Source organism: Paenibacillus algorifonticola (assembly GCF_050481745.1).
Lineage (GTDB): Bacteria > Bacillota > Bacilli > Paenibacillales > Paenibacillaceae > Pristimantibacillus > Pristimantibacillus algorifonticola_A.
Window position 1 is genome coordinate 1 of sequence record NZ_JBCNGR010000020.1, and the last position, 12035, is coordinate 12035.

General features: G+C 49.1%; 12 protein-coding genes and 1 other RNA gene. All 13 read right to left on the reverse strand.

Translation table 11 applies throughout. The annotated features are described in order from the left end of the window. Positions 1-229 precede the first annotated feature (229 nt). Complete coding sequence (locus tag ABEW34_RS18145) at positions 230-496, reverse strand: pro-sigmaK processing inhibitor BofA family protein (protein WP_430160557.1); 267 nt, start codon at positions 494-496, stop codon at positions 230-232. Further along, positions 493-786: a DUF2508 family protein gene (locus tag ABEW34_RS18150; protein WP_430160558.1), complete on the reverse strand. Its 294-nt coding sequence runs from the start codon at positions 784-786 to the stop codon at positions 493-495. The genes ABEW34_RS18145 and ABEW34_RS18150 overlap by 4 nt, the downstream gene beginning before the upstream one ends. Positions 787-1003: 217 nt before the next feature. Then, on the reverse strand, positions 1004-1603 hold the full coding sequence (gene recR / locus ABEW34_RS18155; protein ID WP_046229552.1) for a recombination mediator RecR: 600 nt from the start codon (positions 1601-1603) through the stop codon (positions 1004-1006). Positions 1604-1646: 43 nt separating this feature from the next. Next, positions 1647-1958: a YbaB/EbfC family nucleoid-associated protein gene (locus tag ABEW34_RS18160; protein WP_056037661.1), complete on the reverse strand. Its 312-nt coding sequence runs from the start codon at positions 1956-1958 to the stop codon at positions 1647-1649. Between the two features lie 22 nt (positions 1959-1980). Further along, positions 1981-3768, reverse strand: coding sequence for a DNA polymerase III subunit gamma/tau (gene dnaX, locus ABEW34_RS18165; protein ID WP_430160559.1), 1788 nt, complete (start codon positions 3766-3768; stop codon positions 1981-1983). A gap of 168 nt (positions 3769-3936) precedes the next feature. Then, an RNA gene (ffs, locus tag ABEW34_RS18170) (signal recognition particle sRNA large type) lies at positions 3937-4204 on the reverse strand. A gap of 141 nt (positions 4205-4345) precedes the next feature. Then, positions 4346-4762, reverse strand: a complete 417-nt coding sequence (locus ABEW34_RS18175) for a hypothetical protein (RefSeq protein WP_430160560.1) — start codon at positions 4760-4762, stop codon at positions 4346-4348. Positions 4763-4848: 86 nt separating this feature from the next. Then, positions 4849-5046: a 50S ribosomal protein L31 gene (gene rpmE, locus ABEW34_RS18180; RefSeq protein ID WP_046229556.1), complete on the reverse strand. Its 198-nt coding sequence runs from the start codon at positions 5044-5046 to the stop codon at positions 4849-4851. Positions 5047-5189: 143 nt separating this feature from the next. Beyond that, positions 5190-6446, reverse strand: a complete 1257-nt coding sequence (locus tag ABEW34_RS18185) for a radical SAM protein (protein ID WP_430160561.1) — start codon at positions 6444-6446, stop codon at positions 5190-5192. 22 nt (positions 6447-6468) lie between these two features. Next, positions 6469-7836 carry a transcription termination factor Rho gene (gene rho, locus ABEW34_RS18190; protein WP_430160562.1) on the reverse strand — a complete coding sequence of 456 codons (1368 nt, stop codon included), beginning with the start codon at positions 7834-7836 and terminating at the stop codon, positions 6469-6471. A gap of 131 nt (positions 7837-7967) precedes the next feature. Further along, on the reverse strand, positions 7968-9227 hold the full coding sequence (locus tag ABEW34_RS18195) for a UDP-N-acetylglucosamine 1-carboxyvinyltransferase (RefSeq protein ID WP_430160719.1): 1260 nt from the start codon (positions 9225-9227) through the stop codon (positions 7968-7970). 418 nt (positions 9228-9645) lie between these two features. Continuing rightward, positions 9646-10041, reverse strand: a complete 396-nt coding sequence (locus ABEW34_RS18200) for a response regulator (RefSeq protein WP_056037642.1) — start codon at positions 10039-10041, stop codon at positions 9646-9648. Positions 10042-10180: 139 nt separating this feature from the next. Continuing rightward, on the reverse strand, positions 10181-11785 hold the full coding sequence (locus tag ABEW34_RS18205; RefSeq protein WP_056037640.1) for a CTP synthase: 1605 nt from the start codon (positions 11783-11785) through the stop codon (positions 10181-10183). Positions 11786-12035: the final 250 nt, after the last annotated feature.

A 12035-nucleotide genomic window follows, 5' to 3' on the forward strand; every position in this document is an offset into this window, starting at 1 on the left:
CGACTCATATAATATATCACAGGCGCCTAGGCAATTGCAAGTACTTTTTTCAAAAAACTTTTTCGGTGTTTTTCAACCCCGTATGTACCTGCCCTTGACGCGAGATATAGAATACCATGAACCATACGGACAAGTCAACCCAAACGCAAAAAAATCAGGAAAGCCCTTATCCAGGCTTGTCCTGATCACCTTTAGCCCATGAACATTGCCTTCCGCTGCTTGCGGATAACTACACCATTATGTGCTGCAGACCTACAATAAGCGCTATACCCGGAATACCGAGTACGACCACCGTTGATATCGTCGCCGGATTAATGGGGATTTTAATATCGGAAATAAGACCGGAGTAATTCAACAAATAAAGAACTGCGCAGGCACTTATCAGATGCAAGGTGAAGCTTTTCGTCCATGACCATGAAAGACGATGTCGAACAATTACGGCAAGCAGTGCAACCGAAGAGAAGACAAGGACAATGAGTAGGATTGTATTCATCATTGGACCGCCCTCCATTCCGACCAGCTCTTGCAAGCTCTTTTGGCAGTGCGGAGCAAAGAGTCATATCGCTTTTCAGCCGTAATAATGGCGTATATCGCATAATCAATCTGATCTTTGCCCAAAGCATAGTCAAAAAAACGGTTTGCATTTTCCCATTCCAGATGGGCCTCATAAATTTCTTGGCGCAGCCGATCTGTCCACTGCAGGGCATCCATCTCCCCTTGAACCCCATTAACCGACTTTTTCTCCGCTGTCTTACTGCCGATTCTCCATTTATTGAGCTGCTTCATTCCCTCATGACCTCCCGCTTGTCCATTCAAAAGCCAAGGCTGCCTATATTCCATATATAAGCGGAGAGACTTGCAAATAGAACCAGCACCGAAATCAATCAGCCGCAGCAGCTTTCTAAACGAAAAGGCATTGCGTTATGAGACCCCACCCTATATATGCTTCATATAAAAAAGCTGCCCCTATCGTTTTGAACGATAAGAACAGCTTTGCCTATCTTTAACCCAGCTCTCTGCGGCCTTCCAGTGCTTTGGACAGCGTAACTTCATCGGCATATTCCAAATCGCCGCCAACCGGCAAGCCGTGAGCGATTCGCGTGACCCGTATGCCAAAAGGTTTCACCAGCCGCGATATATACATAGCGGTCGCTTCTCCTTCGACATTCGGATTAGTCGCCAGAATAAGTTCCTGCACTCGCTCATCACTGAGGCGGCGCAGCAGCTCGGCAATTTTGATCTGATCCGGACCAATTCCCTCCATAGGAGAGATCGCCCCTTGCAGCACGTGATAATGCCCCATGAACTCCTTCGTCCGCTCCATCGCCACCAAATCTTTCGATTCTTGTACGACGCAGATGACGGAGTTGTCCCTGAGCTTATCTTGGCAAATACGGCAAGGGTCCGTATCGGTTATGTTGCAGCAGATGGAGCAATAAGTCAGATTGCGTTTCACGCTTACTAGCGCTTTAGCAAAATCAATGACATCATCTTCCTTCATGCGCAGCACATAAAAAGCCAGTCTCGCAGCTGTTTTCGGTCCAATACCCGGCAGCCTGGTGAAACTGTCAATCAACTTCGCTATCGGTTCGGGATAATGCAACAGGTGTAGCTCCTTTCAAATCAGAACGAGCTGCGGCTTATTTTTAGAACAAGCCTGGGATTTTCATACCACCTGTAAATTTGCCCATGTCCTGGTTCGCAACATCGTCCACTTTTGACAAGGCATCGTTTACAGCTGTAATAATCAAGTCCTGCAGCATTTCTACATCTTCCGGATCTACCGCTTCCGGTTTAATTGTAATATCAAGAACTTTTTTGTGGCCATTCACAGTAACGTTAACTACGCCGCCGCCTGCTGTGCCTTCAACGGTTTTGTGGACAAGCTCTTCCTGCGCTTTCATCATTTGCTCTTGCATCTTCTTCACTTGCTTCATCATTTGATTCATATTGTTCATTGTAATCACCTCTTATTTATAGTTAAAAATCCTCTTTCACAACGACAAGCTCTTCGCCAAACAGCTTTACCGCTTCTTCTACCCATTTAGGCTGGGCAGGCGCTGCGTCCGGCATATCCGATTGCAGTTCAAACGCTTCGTCCGGCGTTTCTGAGCCATTATCGGTTGCAGACTGCCATTCTTTAATCATAACTGTCGCAAGCTGAAGCGGCTGCCCAAACACACTTTGCATAACCCGCTCAATAATTTCTTTATGCGTCGGCTTCTCCGTTGTTTCTCGGTGCATCGTATTTTTAAAAGCGACCAATACGTTGCCGTCCACAACGGATACCGGCTCGCCATCCATCAACCACGCATGCACTGTGATTTTGGTTTCCTTCACCCGCTGCAGCAGCTCGCTCCACTTCATGCGAACTTGCCCCGTTTCACTGCTGCCAGCAGCGGATAAATAGGGCCCCAGCTTAACTGGCGTCCGAACAGATACCGAGTTAGAGCCGCCGCTGCGGTTATTAAAGGCTGGACGATTGCCATTCGCCCCGGCTCGAGCCGCTGCGCCGCTGGCAGACGCTCCTCCGCCAGCAGCTGGAACGCCATTTTGCAACAGCTGCTCCAGCTTATGCTCGAGCTGCTCTACCTGCTGGCGCAGACGGCTCACCTCTGCTGAAGAACTGGCCGTCCCGCCAGATGGCTGGGCGGCGTCCCCTGCAGACGCGCTCTCACGGCTATCGCCGATGGTGCAAATTTTCATCAACGCGACTTCAAACAGCGTCTGCGATTGAGCGGCGTGCTTCATCTCGGATTGATAGCTGTTCAGCGTATCAATCATGCGAAACAGGCGATCCGGCGTAAAAGCATCCGCCATTGCCTGGAAGCGTTCTGCATCAACGACGCGTTCCGTTGCCGCTCCGCCTTGCGGAGCAAGCTTGAGCACAAGCAAATCTCTGAAATAATAAATCAGGTTTTCCATGCACTTATCCGCGCTCTTGCCCGCTTGCGTCAAGCTTTCAACAAGCGGCATCACAGCGCCAACATCACGGTCGCGAACCGCTTCCGCCAGCTCGTAGAACTGGTCGGCCGCCATTCCGCCCGTCACATCGACAGCGCCGTCCAGCGTAATGCTTCCGCCTCCAAAAGCTGCTACCTGCTCCAGCAAGCTGATGGCGTCACGCATGCCGCCTTCTGACAGCCTAGCAATATAAGCAATCGCATCCTCTTCGGCGGTAATGCCTTCTTCCTTGCAAATCTCATGAAGCCGCTCCGACTGCTCAGCAAGCGACACCTGCCGAAAATCAAAACGCTGGCAGCGAGAAATGATCGTTGCAGGAAGCTTATGCGGTTCTGTTGTTGCTAATATAAAGATAACATGTGCAGGCGGCTCTTCCAATGTTTTGAGCAAAGCATTGAATGCCTCTGAAGTAAGCATGTGCACCTCATCAATAATGTACACTTTATATCTCACTTCAGATGGGGCGTAACGCACCTTATCCCGTATATCGCGAATTTCGTCGATGCCTCGGTTGGAGGCAGCGTCAATCTCCACGACATCCATAATATGACCAGCTGTAATACCGCGGCACGCGTCACATTCGTTGCAGGGCTCCACTGCCGGGCCGGATTCACAATTGACTGCTTTCGCCAATACCTTAGCTGTCGTCGTCTTCCCCGTCCCCCGAGGACCGTTGAACAAATAGGCATGTGAAACGCGATCCTCTTTTATCGCATTTTGCAGCGTCTGCACAATATGCTGTTGTCCTACCATGTCCCGAAACGTCTGGGGACGCCAGGCACGGTACAAGGCAATATGAGTCACATGGACCGTTCCCTTCTTGTTTCCTTACAGGAATTCTGCAAAAATACTCTATCTCTTATTATACATGATCGAAGCCTCAAGCCAAACAAAAAACACCCGCAGCACCATTCGAGTTCATCGAAAAGCGTCGCCGGTGTCTGTTAACATCCGTAATATAAAACTTTAATACCGTGCACCTGCCCTTGATTAATGTAACCCAGGCGGCACTCTTGCACCACAGCTCGAGCCAGGCACTCCCCCGGCACATGAACTAACTTACTTACGGCTGCTTCCTTCCGGACCTGACCGAGTTCACAAGCGTCCATTGCGGAGGACCCAACTGTCAACACTGCTCGCAAGCGCCAAACCCCGCATAGACATAACCTCAAACAGGAATTCAACCTCGCTAAAGCGGATTGCGAGTTACAGGGCACCGCTAACTCCCCATCTAGCACGGCAAAAATAAGTATAGCTGATAATGCTACAAAGCGCAACTTTTCTGGGGACAAGACATAAAATGTCCCTTTTCATCAAGCGTGAACAGCTTGGCCTTTCCTTGACGAAAGGCGCTGTTTCGCATAAAAGTGGGCATTGTAGGCTACCGGCTCGTTTTGACCCGTACCTCATAGCGCGGCATATTATATTGCAAAGTCTCCTCTGCTTTATGCTGAAGCTGCTTCACCTGTGCATCGGACATGCCCGGCTTGGCGGTCAAATGAACGACCAGATGCTCCCCGTTAAAATGAATCCAGCTTTTTTGAACGCCGTCCATCTTCTTGATCAGCTCGCCGACGAACTTGCCGTCTGAGCCATAATTTAAATACGAATGCTTATTCGGTATGTTCGGGTTGCTGTTGGACAGCCCCATATAACCGTCATGGCCATAGGATTGCATCTGCTGTTTATGATCAGGCTGGCCACAGCCGGCAACACTTGATGCGGCCAGCAGCAAGAAGCCAGCCAACAACAGCATGCGAGAGCTTTTTAAAGGCAATATGCTCCGGTTCAATCTCATCAAAAAAACCTCCCTTATAACCATTAGAATGGCTACGGGAGGTTCTTGTATTCTGCCAAATATAGACAAAATAGACATCACAGCAATTAGATGCCGTATTTCTTTTTGAAACGATCGACGCGGCCGCCCACATCCAGGAACTTCTGCTTACCCGTATAGAATGGGTGGCATTGGGAACAAATCTCTACACGAAGGTTCGGTTTAATGGAACCAGTCTCGAAAGTGTTACCACAAGCGCAAGTTGCTGTAGTGATATGGTATGTCGGATGAATAGCTTGTTTCATCTCTTTCACCTCTTTCTGCCCTGAGCCACAGGCGGGCCCAGAATTAAGTCATACATCTCTGCATTATAGCATAGCCCAGTCCATGTTGTAAAACACAATAGAAGGAGCTGACCGTTACTGGACAATCTGCTCCTTCTAGGGCATCAAGATTGAATTAAGCTCGCAGGCGGAACATGCGTGAATGAGCCAATTACGACATCGGGCAGCTCATCGCGGAAAATTTCCAGCATCTGCTTCATACCGTAAATTTCGCCTTGTGCCGGCGGAATCAAAGATAAATAGCTTTCCGGGTCGATGTTCAGGTTCCGCATTTGGATAAGCTTGAGGCCCGTCCGCTTTACAAAGCCGATCATTGCCTCCATCTCTTCCTCACGATCCGTCACACCAGGGAAAATCAAATAGTTTATTGACGTATAAACACCCTTGTCCGTTGCATATTTCAACGACTTCTCAACATTGGCGAGCGTATAGCCGCGCGGCTTGTAATAGGCATTATAATGGTCATCAAGCGCACTGATGGTGCTGACACGCATCAGATTTAAGCCCGCATCAACAATTGCACGAATGTGATCCGTCAGCCCAGCGTTCGTATTAATGTTAATGTAGCCAAGCGACGTCTGGCTTCTCACCCGGCGCATCGCTTCGACAATAATCCGCACCTGCGTAGATGGCTCGCCTTCGCAGCCTTGCCCGAAGCTGATAATCGAATCTTCATGGCGAAGATGCTCCAGCATAATCTCCGTTACTTCGTCCACCGTCGGCTTAAAATTCATCCGGGTTTGCGGAGCAACAAAGCCGCTGTCATCCGGCTGTTCGGAAATACAGCCAAAACAACCCGCATTGCACGAATACGATACCGGAACCGCACCTTCCCAGCGCTGCAGGAACGTATTGGACGACGTCAAGCATTCATACCCAAGTGCACAGTTCGACAAATGCTTATATAGACGATTTTCTGGATATTTAGAAGTGATGCGCTCTACCTGCTGCTTAACCTCATCCCGGTCGCAATTCAGCGGATCCCAGCGTTCCGGATCATCGCACTGCTCAGCTGCTACGTAGAAGCCATTGTTCTTCCATACGACTGCTGTATAGCCAAACAAAGGCAGTTTTTCATTTTTGTCCGCTTTGACATAGCCTGGCAGGGCAAGCCGCGTAAAGCCTTGCGGCAAAAGCGCGCCTACCGCTTGCTTATTGCCAGGAAGCAGCTGCATTTCGCCCGTATCTGGGTTCAGGCCAACCGCCTTCGTAAATGGCAAGCTTACAAGCGTCGCCCCCTCCGGCAACGGGATGAGCTCGTCCTCCATCATTTCGACAATCATATCGCCGCTGCGGCCTAAAGCTATATAGTGAGGATGATCAAAGACATTACCTTGCTCATCAGCATATACAAGATTCATGATGTTCTCCTTTCAGGCAGCGCTATGAGCTATGCGTCGTACGGGGGGCTGCCGAACGGCGTCCGGCCGCTGTCGTTGATGATGACGACGAACTGGTACTGCTGCTTTTGATCGTGCTGCTGCGCTGCGGCGGCTTCGTCTCTGGCATGGAATCGAGCGACATGAGAAATTCACTATTCGTTTCGCTGTTTTTCAGCTTTTTGAGGAAGCCGTCTACGAACTCAATGGAATCGTTCATATTTTTGCGAACTACCCATAGCTTCTCCAGCTCTTCCTGCGTCAGGAGCATTTCTTCACGGCGCGTACCCGATCTGCGGATATCGAGTGCTGGGAAAATCCGGCGTTCAGCCAGTTTTCTGTCTAGGTGCAGCTCCATATTACCAGTACTTTTAAACTCTTCATAAATGATGTCATCCATACGCGAGCCCGTCTCTACAAGCGCTGTCGCGAGAATCGTCAAGCTTCCGCCCTCTTCCACATTCCGCGCCGCACCGAAAAATCGCTTCGGACGATGAAATGCAGCAGGGTCAATACCACCGCTCAGCGTACGGCCGGATGGCGGCACTACCAAGTTATAGGCACGAGCCAGACGCGTGATGCTATCCATCAAAATAACAACATCCTTCTTATGCTCCACCAGTCGCAACGCTCTCTCCAAGACAAGCTCTGTTACCTTAATATGATTTTCCGGCACTTCATCGAAAGTGGAAGCGATGACTTCGCCCTTAACCGAACGCTGCATATCCGTTACTTCCTCAGGCCGTTCATCAATAAGCAGTACGAACAGCTCGATTTCAGGATGATTGGTAGAAATGCTGTTGGCAATCTCTTTGAGAAGCAACGTTTTGCCGACTTTCGGAGGTGCAACAATGAGTCCACGCTGGCCAAGTCCAACAGGCGCAATTAAATCCATAATTCGTGTGGAAAGTTTAGAGGATGCCGTCTCAAGCACCAGTTTCTTCTGTGGAAAAAGAGGAGTCAATGCGGGAAAATGTAACCGTTCAGCTGCGAGTTCAGGACTCGTCCCATTAACTGCATTTACTTGCAGCAAACCAAAGTATTTCTCCGAATCTTTCGGAAGCCGACATTTGCCGGATACGAGATCGCCCGTACGAAGATCGAACTTGCGAATTTGGGAAGCCGAAATATAAATATCCTCTTTGCTTGGCAAATAGTTGATAGGCCTAAGAAAGCCGAAGCCTTCCGGCAAAATTTCCAGGACGCCTTGCATGAACATCAAGCCGCTTTTCTCAGCCTGGGCCCGCAATATTGCGAAAATCAATTCCTTCTTCTTGAGTTGGCCATAATACGGAATTTGATACTGCTTCGCCAGCTTGTACAAATCCGTCAGCTTCAACTCTTCCAGATCGGCGATCTGAAGATCTGTCATGTTCTCACCACTTTATTCAGTTTTATGGTACAGCAAACCGCTATATTCCGATCTATCAGTATATACCAGAGATGGCGCCGGATATTCCTCATCCCTTTGAATCAGCGCCAAGCTCCGGTCTTCCTGCCTATTTAGGAGGTTTCCGTCTCGCGCCACACATCGGCGCCCAGTCTGCGCAAATTATCAACCAAGTGGTCATAGCCACGGTCAATGTATTCCACACCGCTTATTTCGGTAATGCCTTCCGGGACAGTCAATCCCGCAATAACAAGCGCCGCGCCTGCGCGCAGATCTGCTGCTCGCACCTTAGCGGCGTTAAGCGGTCCGCCTTCAATAATGGCTGATCTTCCTTCAACACGAATGTTGGCGCCCATGCGCGCAAGCTCAGGAACATGCTTGAAACGATTACTGTATACATAGTCGGTTAAAATGCTTACACCGCTCGCTTGGGTCAGCAAGCTCGTCATAGGGGACTGCAAATCGGTCGCAAAGCCCGGATAAACCAATGCTTTAACATCAATGGCATTGTACTTTGGAGCGCCCACGATGCGGATAGATTCATCCATTTCGTATACGGTAACGCCCATTTCCTCCAGCTTCGCCGTCATAGCTTCCATATGCTTCGGGATGACATTGTCAATCAGGACATCTCCACGCGTTGCCGCGGCGATAATCATGTAAGTTCCAGCTTGAATGCGATCAGGAATAATGGAGTGGCGGCAGCCGTGCAGGCTATCCACTCCTTCAATCCGAATGGTTTCCGTGCCGGCCCCTTTGATTTTTGCGCCCATGGCATTGAGAAGAGTAGCTACATCTATAATTTCAGGCTCTTTTGCCGCGTTTTCGATTATCGTAGAGCCTTTGGCCCGAGAGGCCGCAAGCATAATGTTGATCGTTGCTCCTACACTTACCACATCAAGATAAATTTTCGCTCCCCGCAGCTGCTTGGCAGATATGCGCATCGAGCCATGCTCATTCGTTACGGTTGCGCCCAGCGCTTCAAAGCCTTTAATATGCTGATCGATAGGTCTAGGTTCAAAATTGCAGCCGCCAGGCAGGCCAATAACGGCTTCTCCAAAGCGTCCCAGCATCGCTCCCATCAAATAGTAGGAAGCGCGAAGCAGCTTAACTTTTCCATTCGGCATAGGCCTCGCTTTAAGATTAGAAGGATCAATTCGCATCATATCGCCTTGCCAGTCAATGACCGCACCAAGATCTTGCAAAATTTCACTATAAACAGCAACATCACTCAAATGAGGCAAATTGTCCAGCACAACCTCGGACTCCGCTAGTATTGCAGCGGGAACCAACGCTACGGCGCTGTTCTTAGCACCGCTGATTTGGACCGTTCCTTGCAGCGGACGTCCGCCGCGTATCATCAATTTCTCCATCAATTTTGTAGTCCTCCCGTTGTATCGAAAGAGAACAAAGGAAAAACCGCCACAGCGAGCACACGCCGCCGCATGCACACTGTTAGAAGGCGGTTCGTCATCCCGTGCTCCTGTTGTTACGCTTGATTGTTACTTCCGAACAAGCGGATTTTCTCTTGAAATACGGCTTGCTTAGCAAAGCGAGCAGGAGCCAGGTGTCTCCATGGATGAATGACTTGTCCATTCGCCGACATCATTTTCGAAAATTGCAGAGCTGCAAGCCACTTGGTTCTCTGTGTTTACTTTTATTTTACCAATACCTCATGCGATAGACAAATAAACAGCTAGATTCTGAGCCATTATACCATAATGGCGTCAGGAATGGTAAAGCTCTTTTGCCAAGGTTCAAACCATAGAATAATAAAAAAGGGCCCGCTAATCAGGACCCTATCGCGAAACGACTGCTGGAACCGCCTTCTAGCTGCATGTTCACCGCTATTCGCATTTCATCAATATCAAACGGTTTGGTGAAATGCATCAAAGCTCCGAGATCGGTCGCTTCCTTAATCATATCCAGCTCACCATAAGCCGTCATCATAATGACTTTTATGTCTTTATTAATGGCTTTCACATGCTTTAAAATTTCTAAACCGTCCATCCCGGGAATCTTCATGTCAAGCAGCACCAAATCAGGGCTTTCCTTCTTCACAATTTCCAAGGCAAGCTTGCCGTTGGAGGCTTGAAAAGTCGCATAACCCTCGCTGCTGAACACTTCCATCAAAAGCACACGGATTCCATTCTGATCGTCCACTATTAATAGCTTCTTTTGTTCCAAAATATAATACCTCCCACGACAGAGCGACAACAATTGGCCAGCTCTTCCATCATCGTTAATATATTCGCGGATCAAGTCGGAATATCCTTCTGCCCCAGGAAAAAAATTGGACGGTTTATACATTTATGTTACGAATAAACTATCTCTCCGAAAACGCAAGCGCAGCGCGGACAAAACCGCGGAACAGCTTCTGTGGACGATTAGGTCTGGAAGTGAATTCCGGGTGGAATTGCACGGCCAAGAACCAAGGGTGATCCTTCATTTCCACCATTTCTACCAGTCTGCCATCCGGCGAAGTTCCCGAAATGGTCAAGCCAGCTGCTTCCACCTGCTCGCGGAATTCATTGTTGAACTCGTACCGGTGACGGTGACGCTCATAGACGAGCTCATCATCATATTCTGTAGCACCGAGCGAGCCTGGAATAAGCTTGCAAGGATACAGGCCAAGACGCATCGTGCCGCCCATGTCTTCAATGTCCTTCTGCTCAGGCAGCAGGTCAATGACAGGGTATGGAGTCGATGGGTTAATCTCCGAGCTGTTGGCGCCATCAAGGCCAACCACATGACGTGCATATTCAATAACGGCAACTTGCATGCCAAGGCAAATACCAAAGAACGGCACTTGCTGTTCGCGGGCATGGCGAATGGCAATCACTTTGCCTTCAATACCACGATCGCCAAAGCCGCCCGGCACGAGAATGCCGTGTACGCCCTGCAAGCGGTCTGCTACATTGCTGTCCGTCAGCTCTTCCGCATTTACCCAGCGGATTTTCACTTCGGAATCTGCATCAATACCTGCATGAGCAAGGGATTCCACGATGCTGAGGTAAGCATCATGCAAAGCTACGTATTTACCAACAATAGCGATTTCTGTTGTTTTGTGCAGCGACTTCACGCGCTGAACGAGGCTCGTCCACTCCGTCATATCCGGCTCGTTCGTGCCGAGCTTCAAGTGGTTGACGACAATATCGTCCAAGCCTTGCTCGCGAAGCATCAAAGGCACTTCATACAGCGTGGAAGCGTCGCGGCACTCCACAACTGCATTTGCATCAATATCGCAGAACAAGGCGATTTTGTGCTTCAGGTCTTCAGCCATCGCATGCTCCGTACGGCATACGATTACGTTCGGCTGGATGCCGATGCTGCGAAGCTCTTTTACACTGTGCTGGGTCGGCTTTGTTTTCACTTCGCCAGCTGCTTTAATAAAAGGAATCAGTGTAACATGAATATACATTACATTGTCACGGCCAATATCGCTCTTGATTTGACGAATAGCTTCCAGGAATGGCAAGCTCTCGATATCGCCAACCGTACCGCCAATCTCCGTAATAACAACGTCGGATGCCGATTCTTTGCCTGCGCGGAATACACGATCCTTGATTTCATTCGTAATATGTGGAATAACCTGCACCGTTCCACCTAAGTAATCGCCACGGCGCTCTTTGGTAATAACGTTGGAATAAATTTTGCCTGTCGTTACATTGCTGTTTTTGGACAGGTTGATATCGATGAAACGCTCGTAGTGGCCAAGGTCAAGATCCGTCTCTGCGCCATCATCGGTTACAAACACTTCACCGTGCTGATAAGGGCTCATCGTTCCCGGGTCTACGTTAATGTACGGGTCGAACTTTTGAATTGTTACTTTGAGGCCTCTGTTTTTCAACAATCGACCAAGCGATGCGGCTGTAATCCCTTTACCCAAGGAAGAGACAACGCCTCCGGTTACGAAAATATATTTTGTCACTGTGCCAATACCCTCCAAGCTCTAGTGTGTATTCCTATAGGTTTCCCAATCTATCCAATAAACATAGGCGCTTACGCGCCACAGCGGTTTATCTGTATCATCAAACGAAAAGCCGAAGCCTTCCGCCGCCGAACATGTTCTTCTACAAACAAAAAAAGTGACACCCGTAGAGTACGGGGCACTTTTCGTTTGGCGTATTATTAAGCGGTTGTCTTAACCGAATCTAAAGCCCATGCAATAGTTTACTCTG